A 17,104-nucleotide genomic window follows, 5' to 3' on the forward strand; every position below is an offset into this window, starting at 1 on the left:
GGTAGGCGGCTCCCGGTGACGCCTTCCCCGGCCGGACGGCGGGAACGGTCAGCGGCCCACGAAGTCGCGGAGGGCGTCGCCGCCCGTGCCGGCGGGCCAGACCGGCGCGCAGACCATCGGCGGCAGGCCGGACACCGGCACCGTGACGACGCGCGGGTCGTCCGGGCGCACCGAGGCGACCGTCAGGTGGATCACGTCGCCCCGGGCGACCAGCATGACCGCCTCCTCGAGCGACGCGGACCGGTGCCGGGCCACCCGGCGCAGCGGCGCGCCGCCGGGCGTGGCGGGCGGGATCCACAGGTCGGCGAGGTCCGGCGGCATGCTGCTCGGGTACAGGACGTCGTGGCCGGCGAGCTCCTCGGCGTCGATCGCGGCGCGGCGTCCGAGCGGGTGCCCCGCCGCCACCAGGACGGCCCGGTCCTCGCGGCGCCACGCCCGCCCCACGCGGAAGCCGTTGGCCTCCATCGGCGCGGGGTCGCCGGGCAGCCAGCCGACGAAGACGTCCACCGGCCAGTCGTCCGCCCAGCGGGACGGTTCGGTGTTCGGATGCGCGGAACGGACCACCGCGCAGTCCGGGCGCGACCGTTCGAACTCCCGGATCCTGCCCTCGACCGCCGCGGCGGGCAGGCTGGTCGCGACGCCGACGCGCAGCACGGTGGTGGCGGCGCTGCCGCGCGCCTCGGCGAGCGCCCGTTCCATCCGGTCGTGCGCGGGCTCGAGCTCCGCGCGCAGCCGCTCGCCGAGCGGAGTCAGCCGCACCCGCCGGGTCGTCCGCTCGAACAGCGGCGCCCCGACCCGGCGTTCGAGCGCGCGCACCGCCTGGCTGACGCGCGGCGTGGACGTGCGCAGCCGCCGCGCCGCGCGGCCGAAGTGCAGCTCGCGGGCGACCTCCAGGAACGCCTCGATCTCGCGCATCTCCATGCGCCCATTGTGTCGCGCGCCTTAACGATCATGGCGGGATCGGCGATTGATCACCCTCCCGGGCCCGGCCAGCCTGGAAGGACTATGGGACTCGAAGAACACCTCCCCGGCGACTTCCTGCTCACGACCGTCGAGACGATGGCCGGCCTGGCGCGCAGCTCGTCGATGTGGCCGATGACGTTCGGGCTGGCCTGCTGCGGCATGGAGCTGATGGCGGTCGGCGACCCGCGGCACGACTTCGCGCGGTTCGGCATGGAGCGCGCCTCGGCGACGCCCCGGCAGGCGGACCTGATGATCGTGGCCGGACGGGTGAGCCAGAAGATGGCCCCGGCCCTGCGCCGGCTCTACGACCAGATGGCCGAGCCGAAATGGGTCATCGCGATGGGCGTGTGCGCCTCGTCCGGCGGCATGTTCAACAACTACGCCGTCGTCCAGGGCGTGGACCACATCGTCCCGGTGGACGTCTACCTGCCCGGCTGCCCGCCCCGTCCGGAGATGCTGCTCGACGCCATCGTCAAGCTGCACGACAAGGTCCGGCAGACCAAGCTCGGCGCGCACCGCCGCGCCGAGATCGCCGCGGAGGAGAAGGCCCGCCGCACGCGGCTGCCGCTGATCGACCTCCGTTCCGGCGCCGAGTGAGCGTTTCCGGATGCGGTCAGTCGGAATCTCGTTGCAGGGCGTAGTCTGGGGCCATGGGCGTGAGTCCACGCGCCGCGCTGGTCGCGGTCGCGTGCGCGGTCGTGACCGCGGGCTGCTCGAGCGGTTCCGGCGGTTCGCAGTCCGCCGCGCCGAGCCACGAGGTGGACCGGTCGGTGGTGGCCCTGGGCGACTCGGTGCCGGAGGGCGCCAACTGCGGCTGCGATCCCTACCCCGAGCTGAGCGCCAAGGCGCTGACCGTGCCGGGCACCCGGCAGGTGACGACGACCAACGAGGCCGTCGGCGGCTACACGAGCGCGGACGTGCTCGCGCAGCTGCGCGCGAGCACGTCCAAGGCCAGTAGGAGCGTCGAGAAGGCCGACGCGGTGGACATCGAGGTCGGCGCCAACGACGTGTCCTTCGACGAGTCGTGCGGCACCTCGACCGCCTGCTACGAGAAGCGGATCCCCGGCCTGCAGCAGAACCTGTCGGAGATCGTCCGGCGGGTGCACGAGCTGACGGCCGGGCGCAAGGTACTGGTCGTCCTGCTGGACTACTGGAGCGTGTGGCTGGGCGGACGGTACGCCGCGGAGCAGGGCAAGCCCTACGCCGACGCCGCGACCGCGATGACCGCGCAGGTCAACGAGATCATCCGGAAGACCGCGACCGACAGCGGCTCGGCGTACGTGGACCTGCGCGAGGCGTTCAAGGGCCCGGACTACGCCTACGACGAGACCCACTACCTCTCCGACGACGGCGACCATCCGAACGCCGCCGGGCATCAGCAGATCTCCGCCGCCACGGTCGACGTCGTCCGCAAGACCCTGCACATCTGACGGACCCCGCACATCCGATCGACCCCGCACGTCCGACGGACCCTGAACGTTCGACGGACCCCGCACGTTCGACGGACCCCGCACGTCCGACGGACCCTGCACGCCCGACGGACCCCGCACATCCGACGGACCCCGCACGTTCGACGGCCCCTGCGTGTTCGAGGGGCCGCTCGCGGCCTCAGGTCATGCGGCGCAGGGCGGTCTCCACGGCGTCGACGAGGGGATCGCCCTCGGTCGGCGGGTGCCGGACGAGGCCGAGCTCGACGTCCGCCATGGCGGGCAGGGCGCCCGCGTCGTGGCAGGCCATGGCCGGTTCGAGGTTCGCGGGCATGAGCGCGGCGACGCCGAGCCCGGCCCGGAGCGCGGCGAGCACGCCCGCCAGGCTGTTGCTCTCGAACGCCACCCGCCAGCGCCGGCCGGCGCGCTCCAGCGCTTCCAGCAGGGACGTCCGCCAGACGCACGGGCTCGAGAACAGCACCACCGGCAGCGGGTCGGCGGTCACGTCCACGCCCTGCCCGACCGCCCAGGCGAGCGGGCGGCGGACCGTCCAGCGCGGCGGCGCGGGCAGGTCCGGCACCGCGTCCAGGACGAGCTGCACGCGGCCCGCCCGGTAGGCGTCGCGCATCCCGGCCGTGGAGAGGCTGAGCACCTCCAGCGTCGCGCCCGGATGCAGCCGGGCGAGGTCGGCGAGGGCCTGCGGGAGCTGGGACGCGGCGAGGTCCTCCAGCATCCCGACGCCGCAGTGGCCGGTGAGCGCGCGTCCGGACTCGCTGAGCGCCTGCGCCGACAGCGACAGGATGCGCTCGGCGTACGGCAGCAGTTCCTCGCCCGCCCGGGTCGGCGCCACGCCGGACGGCGACCGGTGCAGCAGCGGCCGTCCGACGGTGCCCTCCAGCCTGCGCAGCTGCTGGCTGAGCGCGGGCTGGGTCTGGCCGAGCGCGGTGGCGGCGCGGCTGATGCTGCCCGCCCGCACGGCGGTGACGAACGACCGCAGCAGCGCGGTCTCCAGATCCCTGGCCATAAGCGTTCATTATGCCGGGGGCAACGAATTAACCACTAGCTATGGCCGGACGGACGATCTAGCGTCGTCCGGGTGTTCCGCTATCGACAGGTCCTCGCGGTGCCGGGGATGGCGCCGCTGCTCGGCGTCTCGCTGCTCGCCCGCGCCGCGATCACGGCCGACGTGACCGCGCTGACGATGTACGTCGTGCTCGGCCTGCGCATGAACTACGCGGCCGCGGGCGGCGTCTCGGCGGCCATGGCCACCGGGATGGCGCTCGGCGGGCCGCTGCTCGGCCGCCTGATCGACGGACGGGGCGCGCGCGGCGTCCTGGTGGGCACGGTCGTCCTGCAGGCGGTGTTCTGGCTGAGCGTCCCGGTGCTGCCGTACGCGGTCCTGCTCGGCGCGGCGTTCGCGGCGGGGCTGGGGATGGTGCCCGTCCCGCTGGTGACGCGGCAGGCGATCGCCGCGATGACGACGGCGGCGCAGCGCCGAACCGCGTTCGCGCTGGAATCGGTGCAGGGCGAGCTCTCCTACATGACCGGCCCGCCGATCGTGATCCTGCTCGCGGCGAAGACGTCCCCGAACCTCGTCGCGTGGGGCCTCGGCGCCGCGATCGTGGCGGGCGGGGCGGGCCTCGCGCTGCTGGACCCGCCGCTGCGCGCCGAGCACGAGGCGGACGCCGCGCAGGCCGTCCGCCCCCGCCGCCGCGAGTGGCTGGGCCCGCGCATGGTCGCGCTGCTGCTGATGGCGTTCGGCGCCACGATGCTGCTCGGTGGTACGGATCTCGCGATCGTCGCCACCCTCAAGGAGGCCGGCCAGGTGTCCTGGGCTGCCGGGGTCGTCGCGGTGTACGGGATCGCGTCCATCACCGGCGGGCTGGTGTACGGCACGTTCCGCCGTCCGCTGCCGACGTGGCTGCTGCTCGGCCTGCTCGGGCTGGCGACCGTCCCGGCCGGGCTGGCGGACGGCTGGCAGTGGCTGTGCGTGGCCGGCGCCGGCGCGGGACTGCTCACCGCGCCGACCCTCTCGGCGATCGCCGACGGCGTGAGCCGCCTGGCGCCGGTCGGCGTCCGCGGGGAGGCGACGGGCCTGCAGTCGTCGGCGCTCAGCGCGGGCTTCGCGCTCGGGACCCCGGTCGTCGGAGCCGCGATCGACGCCTCGCTGCCGGGCGGCGGCTTCGCGGCCGCCGGCCTGGCCGGAGTCGCCACCGCGCTGACCGGCTACCTGCTGTCCCGGCGCGCACCGGCCCGTCCGCGCCCGCCCCGGCGGGTCAGCGCCGCACCCTGTACTTCAGGTGCAGCACCCGGTCGCCCCGGATGACCGCGTCGGGGCCGTCGAGGAGGTGCCGGGCGTCGACGCCGCCGAAGAAGCGCCTGCTCGACCCGAGAGGGCGGACGCGCGCCGGGGCCCGCCGATCGGCTCGGCGGGCCCCGGCGCGGGGGTGCTGCGGGGCGCCCGGGAGGGCGCCCCGCAGCGGGGTCGGCGGTCAGGCCGGGATGATGTTCTCCGCCTGCAGGCCCTTCTGGCCCTGCGTGACGTCGAAGGACACCTTCTGGCCCTCCTGGAGCTCGCGGAATCCCTGCCCGGCGATGTTGGAGAAGTGGGCGAAGACGTCGGAGCCGCCGCCGTCCTGCTCGATGAAGCCGAAGCCCTTCTCCGCGTTGAACCACTTGACGGTGCCGGTGGCCATACTGGTCTCCTCTGGTCGGTCCCGCCCGCACACCGTGCGCGGGCGAGGATGCCGCGATGGCCCATCCGGAAGATCCAGAACAACAAAAAACGCGCCTGACGTCACATCCAACAGGCGCGTGCACATGTCTATGGGAACCGCAACTCTTCGCACAGTAGCACATGAACGAGTTCCGGCCCGGTGACCTGTGATTTTGGCATCAGGTGTCGGGGAGGGGTCCCGTCACGGCGGGTCCGGGGCGCATACTGCAAGAGTGAAATCCTCTAAACCCGCCGGGCGGCGGCACCTGCCCACCAGCCCTTTCCCGCCTCCGCCCGCCGCTCCGCCGGTCCAGGAGTTCGCGCTCGACGACCGGGTCACGCACGACAAGTACGGGCTCGGGCAGGTCGTCGGGGTCGAGCCGGGCCGCGCCGTCCTGATCGATTTCGGTACCGAGAAGGTCAAGATCCTCTCGCCCTACCCGAAGCTCTCGAAACTCTGAAAACCGCGCGCGGACCGCGCCGGACGGCGCCGAATCGCCGGTTCGTCCGGCCGTCCCGGATTGTTGACCGGAAATTTGCCGGACGGCCGATACCGGGCGGCGCGCCGTGAAATCCACCTCTCGCCGGGTCGGGACGTCCCGCCGGGTCAGAGGCCGGTGATGCCGTTCACGGGGAAGGGCAGGGCGGCGATCTCCCGTTCCCCCTCCCCGGAGGCCGGGCCGCCGGGGAGCGGCACCGCGCGGACATGGCCGCCGAGATCGGAGACGTAGGCGACGCCCGCCCCGGCGTCCAGGGCGAGGCCGATGGCCTCGGCGAAACCGGACGCGAGGATCTCGGGCGCGTCGCCCGTCCGGCCGGACGGGGGCAGCGGCGCGCGGTTGAGCGTGTTGCCGCCGGGCGGCGCGCCCCGGTCCGTCCAGTAGAGCCGTCCCTCGTGGACGTCCAGGTCGATCGGCTCGGGAAGGCCGTCCCAGAGCAGTTCGACGTCGGAGCGCCGCTCGGCGCTCTCACCCGGGGGAAGGTCCAGCCCGGCGCGGAAGATCCGGCCCTTGCCGCCCTTGGCCGGGCCTTTCTGCGTCCAGTACAGGTGCCCGCGCGCCGGGTCCACCGCGACGCCGACGCACTGGGCCGCGATCCCCTCGCCGGGGTCGTTGACGACCAGGTCGGTCAGTCCGGTGCCGTCCGTCCGCGCGCGGCTGACCCGGCAGCCCTCGCGGTCCCCCCAGTACAGGGTGCCGCGGCCGTCCGAGGCGAGCTGCTTGCCGGTCGTGACCGATCCTGCGGGGACGACGTCACGCCTGCCGCTCCCGTCCAGGGAGACCGCGTGGACGCCGCCGTTGCGGGCGGAGAAGTCCAGGGCGGCCTCGGACCTGCCCTTGGCGGGATCGGTCTCCGGGGCGCCCATGGTCGTCCAGCACACGGTGCCTGACTCGACGATCAGGCCGTCCGGGAAGGGACCCGCGTCCTCGACGAGCGTCGACACCCGCCCGTCGGGGATGCTCACCCTCAGCACCTGCCCCGGCACGGCTCGCAAAGCCAGCAGTTCGTTCCACACCGTCGTTCCTCCCGAGTGATCACCCTCAGTGAGGATCTCCAGGCGGCGCGGGCCGAAACTCTCCCGGGAAGGGGTGACGCCGCCCGCCGGAGAGGGCGGCGGGTCAGATCGCCAGGCCGTCCTCGACCACGGCTCGGGCGACCGCGCCGAGGGGGAGGCCCTCGCGGCGCGCGTACTGGCGCAGGCGGCTCAGGGCCTGGTCGACGCTGATGTCGTCGCGGCCCGCGATGACGCCCCGGGCCTGCTCGACCAGGACGTGGGTTCCGAGCGCGCGTCCGATCCGGTCGCGGTCCGAGCCGTCCCGCCGGAGCATGTGCGTCTCGCGGGCCAGGGCTCTGATCAGGGCCGTCCAGGCGCGGGCGTCCAGCGGCGGCTCGCCCTCGGGCTCGGCGGACGGGTCCAGCCCCCGGACGGCGTCCACGACGCCGGTGACGTCCTCGACGTGATGGATCGCGCCGATGAGGCGCCCGTCGCGGTCGCGCAGGGGACTGTTCACCCGCGTCCAGTACCGGCGCAGGAAGGCGTCCCCGTCTCCGCGGGGCGGGATGTCGTAGCGCTGAAGGACCATGTGGTCGCGGCGGCCGTGCCGGAACACCCGCTCGAACGAGGCGCTGACCTTGGCGACGCCGTCGGCCGCCGGGTCGGCGGGATTGTCGGGGAACGCCTCGAACATCGGAGTGCCGACCAGCTCGTCATGGTCGCGTCCGGTGGCGGTCAGATAGGCCCGGTTCACGTCGCGGATCACCAGGCCGGTGTCCACGATCAGAAGCGGCGTGTCCGCCGCGCAGAAGGCCGCGGCGCGCTCGTCATCCCCCAGCAACGGTCCCATCGTGGCACCTCCGAAAGCGCGGGCGTGCGCGTCGGCCCGCCCCTCGCGACCCACAGATGTCGGGATCCGCGCCGGACGCCATGGCGGCGAACGCTTCACGCCATGAGAGCACTTCACGGCATGAGACGACTCGTTCGGCCACGCGCCGCCGATCCCCCCTCTTCCAGTCTGCCATCGGGCGGCGGCCGGCGAGGGCCGGTGCCGAATGAAAGAAAGCCACTGTCGATCCCGGAGCGTGGTCACTAGACTACGGAGGGATTGTTCGGGACACGCTCTCCCGGCCCCCCGGATCGGCTCCGCCGAGCCGGCGCGCGGCCGTGCTGCTCCAGACCCCGGCGGTGTGGTGTTCCGGCCCGGACAGCAGGAGCCCCCGCTCGCGGAACGGGCTCGTCAACTGCCGCGCCGCCGAAAGGGGTCTCGTGAAGCGGTTCGACGTGGACGTCATGGAAGAGCGGACCGACCGGCTGGTCACCATCGCGGGGGACCTGGACCTGCTCTCCGCGCCCGTCCTGAAACACCGGCTGCGGGAGATCGTGGACGCTCCCGGCGGGCGGGTCGTCCTGGATCTGTCGTCGGTGGAGTTCATCGACTGCTGCGGGCTGGCCGTCCTGCTGCACGTCCGGCGCGTGGCCCGCGCCCGCGGCCGGACCCTGTCCCTGCGCGCGCCCGCACCCCCGGTCCGGCGCCTGCTGCGGCTGACGGACACCGAGGAGCTGTTCGCGCCCCGCCCGCGCCGCTGACGCGGCCCCGGAGCGGACGGCCGGCACGGACGCCGGGCGGCACGGACGCCGGGCGGCACGGACGCCGGGCGGCGCGGTCGCCGGGCGGCGTGATCGCCGGTCGGGTGGCCGGGCGGTCAGATCGTGGCCGACGGGTCGGCCGGAGGCACGGCGATGTCCAGGTTGCCGTGGACGACGTCGGCGGCGACGACGGTGAGCAGGCGGCCGGTGGTGCGGGCGTGGCGGCGCAGGGCGAGGAAGGCGTCCTGGACGCTGATGTCGTGGTGGCGGGCGAGGTAGCCCTTGGCCTGCTCGATGATGACGCGGCTGTTGAGGGCGGTCTGGAGCTGCTCGGTGATGACCTCCTGGCGCGCCAGGGCGCGCTGGTGGACCAGGCCGATGGTGGCGGTGTCGGCGAGGGCCTGGCCGAGCGCGACGGTGGCCGGGGAGACCGGGCCGGAGGTGACGCTGAACAGGTTGAGCGCGCCGAGCATGGTCTGGCGCAGCCGCATGGGCAGGGCCTGGACGGAGGTGTATCCGGCGGCCACGGCGGCGGCGGCGAACCGGGGCCAGGGGGAGGCGGGCCCGTCGAGGCCGGGTCCCTGGACGGGACGGCCGGTGCGGAAGGCGTCCAGGCAGGGGCCTTCGGAGTTCTGCAGCTGGGTCAGCTCGACCAGGCGGGCGGCCTCGGTGGAGGCGGCGACCAGGTTGAGGGCGCCGTGGTGGTCGACCAGCAGGATGCCGCAGGCGTCGACGCCCAGGATCTCGACGCAGCGGGCGGCGAGCCGGTCGAGGTACTCGATGATGTCGAAATCGGCGACGAGGGTGTCGGTCAGTTCGATGAAGACCTCTTGCACCCGGTGCTCGGACGCGGCCATCGCTGGTGCTCCTGCTACTGGTCGGTGTCGGGGGGAGGGGACTGGCCGTCGCGCGGCGGCGGGCGGGAGGGCCGGCGCCCGCGGGCGGGCCCGGGGCCTCCGCCCAGGCGCAGGCGGCCGGCGAGGATGTCGGCGGCGACGTCGTTCAGGCGCCGTCCGGTGGCGTAGGCGTGCGCGCGCAGCGCGGTCAGCGCGTCGGTGATGTCCACGCCGAGGTCGACCGCGACCATCCCGGTCGCCTGGTGGACCTCGGCGCGGCGGCTGGCGAACGCGCCGTCGATCACGCGCTCCAGGTCGGGGTGCAGGCCGCCGCGCTCGTCCAGGGCCAGCACCAGGACGGCGTCGGCGAACAGCAGCGCCTGCAGCAGCTCGTGCCGCTCCAGCGGGCCGGGCGCCGACCGGTACAGGTCCAGGACGCCGAGCTGGGCGGCGCCGGCGGCGACGGGGAAGCAGAACATGCCCCGCGCGCCCTGGCCTGCGGCGGCGGGCGCGAAAGCGGGCCAGCGGACCTCGGCCTCGGGCGCGGTCAGGTCGGAGACCAGGATCGGACCGTGCTGCACCACGGTGTCGCTGCACGGGCCCTCTCCCAGGGTGAACTGGAGCTCTTCCAGTTGCTCGGCGCGCGGGCCGGTGGCCAGCACCGGCTCGCGCGGCTGGCCGTCGCGGTTCATCGACAGCCCGGCGCCCAGCGCCGCCAGCTCCCGGGCACACGCGATCACCGCGTGCAGCACCGACACCGGCGCGTCGTGCTGGCGCGCGACGGCGTTGATCGCCGCCCACACCCGGCCGCTGTGCTGGTCGTCCACGGTGCACCGTCCCTGCTCGGGCCCTGCCGGCTCGGCCGCCGCAGGGCGGGGGGCCGCTTCCGCCGGAGCCGTCGGGCTCCCGCGCGTCTCGGGGCGCCGCGGGACCGTGTCGCCGCCGGACGTGCGGCGCGCCGGGGGTCCGGTCGGCGGCGGGCACGACGCGAGGATCCCGGAGGGGACGGGCGAGCGCGTGCCGGGCGGCCGGGAACGGCGCCGTGTCATGGTGGTCATGACGATCGCTCCCGAGGCTCGGACATCTCCGCGAGCCGCCGGGGTCTGGAGCGGCGTCACCGTCCACCGTGGCGCATGGCCGCACGGTATCGGTTGTCTCCGAGTCTAGACCCCCCGGTGCGACTTGGCCGCGAAGCCGACCCTTCCGTGACGGCCACGGCCGGTGAGGCGGGAGCCGGATGGGAGGACTTTCGTCCCTTTTTCGGCCGAATGGGCGATCGGACGGCGTTCAATCTCCTATCGAACGGTCCCGGAGGTGAGCGGGAAAGAGCAGATGAAGCGGGCTGCGGTGTTCCGGCCCGGCTCCGGAAGGGCCGCCGAAAGTGCGGCCGAAATCCCGCCGGACCGTTTCTCGGCGCCGTCGCCGACCGGGCGCCGGCGCGGGTGGACGCGCGGAGCGGTGACCGTTCACCCAGCTCAGCGGGCCCCCTCGGGGTGAGGCGTGGCAGGGCCGGGTGGTGGAGGGCGGGCGCGGCGAACGGGTGGGGAGACGAAGGTCCCTTGCTCTCGCCCGAGGCCCGGCATGTCATGGAAAGGGAGTCGGCAAAGGAGTTGGAATGGTCACGGCTCCGTACGTCCTGGTCGGTTATGACGGCCTGCGCGAAGGGGAACGCGCGTTGCGGTGGGCGGTGGACGAGGCCCGCCGCCGCCGTGGCGGGCTGCTCGTCTGCCATGTCTGGCAGTGGCCGTATCCCGATCTCAAGGCCGAGCCGGAGGTCCTGGACGCCCTCCGCGACACCGCCCGGCAGGCGCTGGACCGCGGTGTCGAGATCGCGCGGGAGCTGGCCCCGAGGACCGAGGTCGAGGGCCGGCTGCTGGAGGGGCCGGTCGCGGTGGAACTGCTGCGCGAGTCGCTCTGGGCCGCGCTGGTGGTGGTGGGCGCGAACGGGCACGACGACCCGCCGCTCGGCGGGACGGCCCTCCGCATGGCCGCCCGCGCGCACCGTCCCGTGATCGTCGTCCGCGAGGCGCCCGCCGGGGACGGGCGGGTGGTCGTCGGGTTCGACGGCTCGGCGGCCGGGACGGCCGCGCTGGAGTTCGGATTCGAGGAGGCGGCGTTGCAGGGATGGCGCGTGCACGTGGTGCACGGCAACGGCGCGGCAGCGACGGTCGAGGAGCTCGCGGAGGACCGCGCCGGAGGCCTCCCCGGAGACTTCGCGGAAGAGCCTGCGGGAAAGGTCGCGGGAGTGCTCGCGGGAGAGCTCGCGGCAGAGCTCGCCCAACGGAACGTGCTCGGGCACGTGGGCGTGATCGAGGCCGTCGAGCACTGCCGCGAACGGCACCCCACCGTCGCCGTGCGGACCACGCTCCTCGACGAGCCGCCTCGCCGGTTCCTGCCCCGCACCGCCGAGGGCGCCCAGCTGCTGGTGCTGGGCGACCGGACGCCCGGAGGGGCGCCGCCGCGGCGGATCGGCTCGACGAGCCAGGCGATGCTCCAGGCCCTCCCGTGCCCGGTCGCGCTCGTTCCCGCCGCCCGCTGGACGCCGGCGGACGTCGGCGGGCACGGTCCGCCTCATCCGGGTGAGGCGTTCTCACCCGGATGAGGCGGGGCACCGAGGGTTGCCGGGTCGCCTCCCTGCGTAGGAGACCTGGGCACCGAGTCCTCTCGCGGACGGAGGCGATCGTGAGCGCTCCTTCGGAACTGGAGGTCCCGAAGGCACCGGTTCGCCGGGTGCCGACGAGGGACGCCGCGGCCTCGCCCGCACCGGACGAGATCCTGGCGCGGCCCCGCCTGATCGAGCGGATCGGCGGCGCGGCCGCCGGCACGCTCACCGTCGTCGCCGCGCCTCCGGGCTCGGGCAAGAGCGCGGCCGTGGAGTCGTGGGCCGCCGTCCGGCGGGACCGGCCCGTCGTGTGGATGCGGCCGGGACGCCCGGCGCGGACGGTCGGGGAGTTCTGCGCGGGCTTCGCGGCGGAGCTGGCGGACGCGGGCGTCAAACCGGGCGGCGTCGCCCGATGGCGGCCCCGGCGTGAAGTGCGTCGCGAGCCCGGACGGGAGCCGCGGCGGGAATCCGGCCGCGAACTGCGACGTGAGCCCGGACGCGATCTGCGGCGGGAATCCGGGCGCGATCTGCGTCGTGAGCCCGGTCGCGATCTGCGGCGGGAATCCGGGCGCGATCTGCGTCGTGAGCCCGGACGTGACCTGCGGCGGGAGGCCGGACGGGAGCTGCGGCGTGAGCCCGGGCGGGAGCTGCGGCGCGAAACCGGGTGGGAGCTCCGGCGGGAGACCCGCCGGGACCTGCGGCGGGTCGACGCGCTGAGCGCGCTGGCCGCCGTCCTGGCCGGTCTGGAGGCGCCGGTGACGCTGGTCCTGGAGGACTTCCCGCCGGAGCGGGACTCGGTGACCGCGCGGTGCGTGACGTACCTGCTGGACCACGCGCGCGACACCCTCGGCGTCATCGTCGTCTGCTCGGCGGCCCCGCCGCTGCCGCTGCGCCGCCTCGCCCTCGCCGGCCGCCTGACGGAGGTCGGCATGGCGGACCTGGCGTTCGGGGAGCGCGAGGTCGCCGCGGTGCTGGCCCAGCACGGGGTGTCGCTCGGGCCGTCCGCGCTGCGCGCTCTCACCGAACGCACCGGGGGATGGGCCGCCGCGGTGCGGTTCGCCGCGTTCGCGATGCGCGGCCACCCCGATCCGGACTCGTTCGCCGAGCGGTACGGCGGCGGCGACCCGGCGATCGTGGAGTTCCTGGACGACGAGGTCCTGGACGCGCAACCGGCCGACGTCCGGCGGTTCCTGCTCGGGACGAGCGTCCTGGACCAGGTGAACGCCGAGCTGGCGGCCGTCCTGCTCGGCGAGGACACGGCCGCCCCGGGCGAGGCGGGGGACGGGAAGGCCTTCGGCGCGGTCTTCGCCGAGCGGGTGCGCCGCAACTGCTTCTTCCGGCCCGCGGGGGACGGCTGGTTCCGGCCGCACCGGGTGTTCCGCGAGGCGTTCCGGACGATGCTGCTCCAGGAGTCGCCGGGCAGGTACGCCGTGCTGCACCGGCGCGCGGCGGCCTGGTTCGACCGCGCGGGACACCTGGCCGAGGCCGTCCGCCACGCCGGACTGGCCGGGGACTGGCGCTACGCGGCGTGGATCGCGGTCGACCGGCTCGCCGTCGGCCGGGTGATCGGGCTGCGCCCCGACGATCCGCTCACCGGCCTGTTCCGCGGGATGCCGAGGGATCTGGCGTTCTCCCGCGCCGAGCCGGAACCCGCGGTGGTCGCCGCGGCGGTGGCCGTGGCGGACGGTGACGAGCGCCGCTGCGCGGTGACGTTGCAGCACGCCGGGCGCGTGCTGGCGTCCCTGCCGGCCGGGGAGGGACGGGCGGCGCGGTTCTGCGCGGAGGCGGTCCGCCTCGCCCGCGACCGCTCCCTCGACTCGCTCGTGACGGGGGCGGGGAGGGCCGCCGGCGACCCGGACGCGCTTCCGTTCGGCAGCCGGGACCGCGCGCTGGAGGACAACCCGGAGCTGCGGGCGCTGTTCACCTCGGTCCAGGCCGCCGCGCACCTGCGCGGCGGGCGGCTGGCCGAGGCCGCGCGGTCGTTCGAGAAGGCCCGCGCCGCCGCCGACCGGGCGGGAGGCGACCACCAGCGGCGGCTCGCGGTCGGCTACCAGGCGCTCTGCGCGGTGCTGCTCGGCCGCGTCGGCGTCGCGTCCGCGCTCGTCGCGCGGGCCTCGCAGTTCCCCGAGGTCTCGGTGCGACCGCCCGGACGGCGCGTCGCGGCCGTCCACCTCGCGGCGGCCCTGGTGCACCTGGAACGCTGGGCGCTTCCGGCGATGCGGGAGGAGCTGGACGCGGCCGGCGCCGCCCTGCGCGCCCGCCCGGACGCGCTGCTGTCGCTGGTGCACCGGCTCGCCGAGGCGCGCTGGGAGACGGCGGAAGGACGGCCCGGCCGCGCGCTGGAACTGCTCGCGGCATCGGACGGACGCGGCCCGGCGGCGCGCGTGCCCTGGCTGGAACGCCGGTTGCGGCTGGCGGCGGCCGAGGCGCACGTGATGTCCGGTGCGTCCGCCGCCGCGCGGGACGCGGCGGAACGGGCGGGCGGGGCGGGCACTCCGGCCTCGGCCCTCGCGCTGGCGTGCGCCGAGGCGTGCGGTGACGACCCGGCCGTGGCCGCCGTCGCGGCCGAGTCCGTCCGCCGGGCACTGGTGGCGTCCGCGGGAGGCGCGGTGGGGCTGCGCGTCGCGGCGTGGCTGCTGGCGGCCCGGTTCGCCTACGGGGCCGGGAACGCGTCGGAGGGACGCCGGGGCCTGTACCGCGCGCTGCGGCTCGCGAACCGGGACCAGATCAGGCTGCCGTTCGCGCTGGCCGCGCCCTGGCTCCGGCCCGTCCTGTTCCGCGAGCCGGAGCTGGCGCGGTCGCACGGGCGGCTGCTCGGGCCGCTGCGGCTCGCGCCGCCGGCGCGTCCGCCGGACGCGGGGGAGGCGCCCGCGGTCGGCGAGCTGAGCCCGCGCGAGCTGGACGTCCTGTCCCGGGTGGCGCGGATGATGACGACCGAGGAGGTCGCCGACGACCTCTGCCTGTCGGTCAACACCATCAAGACGCACCTGAAGAGCATCTACCGGAAGCTGGGAGTGACCCGCAGGGGCGAGGCGGTGCGCCGCGCCCGAAGCCTCGGCCTCCTCGCCGAACGCGCCTGAACGACGCCTGCCTGAACGACGTGCGCGTGAACATGCGCCTGAGCGGCACGCCTGGACGACGTGCGGAGCGGCGCGGACGGCTCAGAGGAGCCCGACCTCCTGGGCGCGGCGCAGCGCCTCCTCGCGCGAGCCGACCTCCAGCTTGCGGTAGATGGCCCGCGTGTGCGTCTTGACGGTGTTCTGCGAGACGTACAGCCGCGCGCCGACCTCGCGCAGCGACAGGTCGCTGCGCAGCAGCCGCAGCACGGCGACCTCGCGCGCGGTCAGCGGCTCCAGCGGCACGGTCGTGTCGGTGAGGGTGCTCAGCTGCCGCTGGATCCGCGCGTGCCGCACCCGCAGCCGGTCGGTGTCGGCGGGCAGCGACGCCAGCAGGTCGGCGGCCTCGGCGGCCAGCGCCTGCGCCTCCTGCTCGCGGCCGAGGTCGAGCAGGGCGCCGACGAGCAGCTGCAGGTTCTCCAGCACCGGCCAGCCCGCGAGCAGCGGGGAGCGCCGGTAGGAGCTCTGGACGCGGGCCAGCAGCTCGCTCGCCTCCGCGGGACGGCCCAGCCGCATGAGCAGCGCGCCCTTGGCCGTGCCGGCGGGGGCGGCGTGCGGTGATCCGGCGGGCCAGTGCCGGTCCGCGAGGGCCGTCGCCGCCTCGGCGAGGTCGGCGGCCTGCGCCTCCCAGCCGACCTCGGCGGCCACCATGGAGTGCGTCGCGAGCGCGCGCACGCGGGTGACCGCGAAGGCGGTGCTGCTCGCGGCGGCCTCCCGGAGCGGGTCGGCGGCCTCGGCGTACGCCCCGGCGAGGTAGTGCGCGCAGCCGAGGTTGCAGCGCGCCATCGCGTACCAGGGCGTGGCGGGATCGCGTTCGAGGGCCACCGCGGTGCGCGCCGAGGCGAGCATGCCGTGCGCGCCCGCGGTGCCCAGCGTGCTCTCCAGCATCGCCGCCGACGACTCCAGCGTCGCCGCGCCGTCCGGCAGCGGGCCGGTGTGCCCGAGCCCGCGCGCCGTCTCCAGCCGGCGCGCGCTCAGCGCGTGGTCGCCCGCCAGCGCCGCGATCCAGGCCGCGCAGAGGGCGGCGACCGGATCCTCCGCCAGCCGTTCGGGGCCGACCGAGGCGGCCCAGCGTTCGAGCGTCGTGCTCCCGTCGCCGTCCGGCGCGGGGGCGTCCGTGGCGAAGGCCAGGGTCGCCCAGTGGGCGGTGACCGCGCCGACGGCGCGATCGGGGTCGCCCGCCGCGAGGGCGTGCTCGACCGCGGCGCCGATCCGCCCGTGCTGTTCGTGCCAGCCGCTCGCGCGCCGGTGCAGCAGCGGCGCGACGGGAGGCTCGTCGGACGTCAGCAGCCGGTGCAGGACGTCCCGGAACAGCCGGTGGTAGCGGTACCAGCGGCGCGTGTCGTCCAGCGGGACGACGAACAGGTTCGCCTGCGTCATCTCGGCGATCAGCGCCCCGGCGGACGCGTCGTGCGTCACGGCCGCGGCCAGCGGGGCGCAGAACGAGTCCAGCACCGACAGCCGCACGGCGAAGCGGTACAGCTCGTCGGGCAGCGGGGCGAGGACCTCCTCGCAGAAGTAGTCCATGACGTAGCGGTGCGAACCGTCGAAGGCGCGGACGAACGCGGCCGGGTCCCGGTGTCCGCGCATGCCCCGCGCCGCGAACTGGACGCCGGCGGGCCAGCCCTCGGTCCGCTCGACGAGGACGTCCAGCACGTCGTCGCACAGCTGGGCGTTGCCGATCCGCCGGACGGACCGGCCGGTCTCCTCGGCGGTGAACCGCAGGTCGTCCGGGCCGAGCTCCACCAGGTCGCCGGACGCGCGGAAGCGGGCCAGCGGCAGCGGCGGCGCCGTCCGGGTCAGCAGGATGACCTGCGAGTCCGCCGGCAGCCGGGTGATGAGCGCCTCGAGCTGCCGGACGCAGTCGGCGTCGCGCACCCGGTGGCAGTCGTCCAGGACGAGCACCACGCCGTCGCCGTGCTCGGCGAGCCGGTTGACGATCTCCCCGAGGAACGCGTCGCCGATCTCGGCCGTCCGGTCCTCCAGGGCGTGCGCGGCGGCCTCGGTCCCGGTGACGGCCGCGCTCTGGGCCAGCGCCCGCAGGATCGACGCCCAGAGCAGGGGCGGGTCGTTGTCGCCGGCGTCCAGGGTGACCCAGGCGCACCGGCGGGTCTCGTCCGGATCGGTGCGCCACAGCGTGGCGAGGGCGGTCTTGCCGTAACCGGCGGGGGCCGCGACGACCACCAGCCGCTGCGACCGGGCGTCGATCAGGCGGTGCACGAGCCGGGACCGGCTGATCCATTCGTCGCGGGGCTCGGGCGCCCGTACCTTCGTCACCGCGATGCCGTCGGGTGACGCGCCGCCGGCCGTCCCGCCCTTCCGCCTTCTCCAGCGATCTCGTGGCATGGCCGTGCCTCTC

Annotated in this window: 15 protein-coding genes; 7 read left to right on the forward strand and 8 right to left on the reverse strand. The window is 75.3% G+C overall.

What is annotated here, in order from left to right:
* Positions 1-48: 48 nt before the first annotated feature.
* Positions 49-921: a LysR family transcriptional regulator gene (locus tag ACFPCY_RS19455; RefSeq protein WP_378257071.1), complete on the reverse strand. Its 873-nt coding sequence runs from the start codon at positions 919-921 to the stop codon at positions 49-51.
* Positions 922-1,005: 84 nt separating this feature from the next.
* On the opposite strand from ACFPCY_RS19455, the gene ACFPCY_RS19460 reads away from it, so the two are divergent.
* Complete coding sequence (locus tag ACFPCY_RS19460; protein ID WP_378257073.1) at positions 1,006-1,560, forward strand: NuoB/complex I 20 kDa subunit family protein; 555 nt, start codon at positions 1,006-1,008, stop codon at positions 1,558-1,560.
* Between the two features lie 53 nt (positions 1,561-1,613).
* Positions 1,614-2,393, forward strand: a complete 780-nt coding sequence (locus ACFPCY_RS19465) for an SGNH/GDSL hydrolase family protein (RefSeq protein WP_378257076.1) — start codon at positions 1,614-1,616, stop codon at positions 2,391-2,393.
* Positions 2,394-2,571: 178 nt separating this feature from the next.
* Here the strand turns inward: ACFPCY_RS19465 and ACFPCY_RS19470 are convergent, their stop codons facing one another.
* Complete coding sequence (locus ACFPCY_RS19470) at positions 2,572-3,414, reverse strand: LysR family transcriptional regulator (protein ID WP_378257077.1); 843 nt, start codon at positions 3,412-3,414, stop codon at positions 2,572-2,574.
* Between the two features lie 72 nt (positions 3,415-3,486).
* On the opposite strand from ACFPCY_RS19470, the gene ACFPCY_RS19475 reads away from it, so the two are divergent.
* Positions 3,487-4,716 carry an MFS transporter gene (locus tag ACFPCY_RS19475; RefSeq protein WP_378257079.1) on the forward strand — a complete coding sequence of 410 codons (1,230 nt, stop codon included), beginning with the start codon at positions 3,487-3,489 and terminating at the stop codon, positions 4,714-4,716.
* 166 nt (positions 4,717-4,882) lie between these two features.
* Here the strand turns inward: ACFPCY_RS19475 and ACFPCY_RS19480 are convergent, their stop codons facing one another.
* A complete protein-coding gene (locus ACFPCY_RS19480; RefSeq protein WP_378257081.1) occupies positions 4,883-5,086 on the reverse strand; it encodes a cold-shock protein in 204 nt (67 codons plus the stop codon).
* A gap of 253 nt (positions 5,087-5,339) precedes the next feature.
* Between ACFPCY_RS19480 and ACFPCY_RS19485 the strand changes: the two genes are divergently transcribed.
* Entirely contained in the window at positions 5,340-5,567 is a 228-nt protein-coding gene (locus tag ACFPCY_RS19485; protein ID WP_378257083.1) for a hypothetical protein, read from the forward strand.
* Positions 5,568-5,713: 146 nt separating this feature from the next.
* Here the strand turns inward: ACFPCY_RS19485 and ACFPCY_RS19490 are convergent, their stop codons facing one another.
* On the reverse strand, positions 5,714-6,622 hold the full coding sequence (locus tag ACFPCY_RS19490; RefSeq protein ID WP_378257084.1) for an SMP-30/gluconolactonase/LRE family protein: 909 nt from the start codon (positions 6,620-6,622) through the stop codon (positions 5,714-5,716).
* Positions 6,623-6,725: 103 nt separating this feature from the next.
* Entirely contained in the window at positions 6,726-7,451 is a 726-nt protein-coding gene (locus tag ACFPCY_RS19495; protein ID WP_378257086.1) for a PAS domain-containing protein, read from the reverse strand.
* Between the two features lie 419 nt (positions 7,452-7,870).
* On the opposite strand from ACFPCY_RS19495, the gene ACFPCY_RS19500 reads away from it, so the two are divergent.
* Entirely contained in the window at positions 7,871-8,191 is a 321-nt protein-coding gene (locus ACFPCY_RS19500; protein ID WP_378257087.1) for an STAS domain-containing protein, read from the forward strand.
* A 116-nt stretch (positions 8,192-8,307) separates the two neighbouring features.
* On the opposite strand, the gene ACFPCY_RS19505 is transcribed toward ACFPCY_RS19500, so the two are convergent.
* Both ACFPCY_RS19505 and ACFPCY_RS19510 read right to left on the reverse strand, forming a co-directional pair.
* Complete coding sequence (locus ACFPCY_RS19505; RefSeq protein WP_378257089.1) at positions 8,308-9,048, reverse strand: GAF and ANTAR domain-containing protein; 741 nt, start codon at positions 9,046-9,048, stop codon at positions 8,308-8,310.
* A 14-nt stretch (positions 9,049-9,062) separates the two neighbouring features.
* Positions 9,063-9,854 carry a GAF and ANTAR domain-containing protein gene (locus tag ACFPCY_RS19510; protein WP_378257091.1) on the reverse strand — a complete coding sequence of 264 codons (792 nt, stop codon included), beginning with the start codon at positions 9,852-9,854 and terminating at the stop codon, positions 9,063-9,065.
* A 788-nt stretch (positions 9,855-10,642) separates the two neighbouring features.
* Here ACFPCY_RS19510 and ACFPCY_RS19515 point away from each other — a divergent pair.
* On the forward strand, positions 10,643-11,629 hold the full coding sequence (locus tag ACFPCY_RS19515; RefSeq protein ID WP_378257092.1) for a universal stress protein: 987 nt from the start codon (positions 10,643-10,645) through the stop codon (positions 11,627-11,629).
* Between the two features lie 80 nt (positions 11,630-11,709).
* Entirely contained in the window at positions 11,710-14,709 is a 3,000-nt protein-coding gene (locus ACFPCY_RS19520; RefSeq protein WP_378257094.1) for a winged helix-turn-helix domain-containing protein, read from the forward strand.
* Between the two features lie 81 nt (positions 14,710-14,790).
* Here ACFPCY_RS19520 and ACFPCY_RS19525 read toward each other — a convergent pair whose 3' ends face one another.
* Positions 14,791-17,022, reverse strand: coding sequence for a winged helix-turn-helix domain-containing protein (locus tag ACFPCY_RS19525; protein WP_378257095.1), 2,232 nt, complete (start codon positions 17,020-17,022; stop codon positions 14,791-14,793).
* Positions 17,023-17,104 lie beyond the last annotated feature (82 nt).

Origin of the sequence: Actinomadura gamaensis, from assembly GCF_042652125.1 — a bacterium.
Taxonomy (GTDB): Bacteria; Actinomycetota; Actinomycetes; order Streptosporangiales; family Streptosporangiaceae; genus Spirillospora; species Spirillospora gamaensis.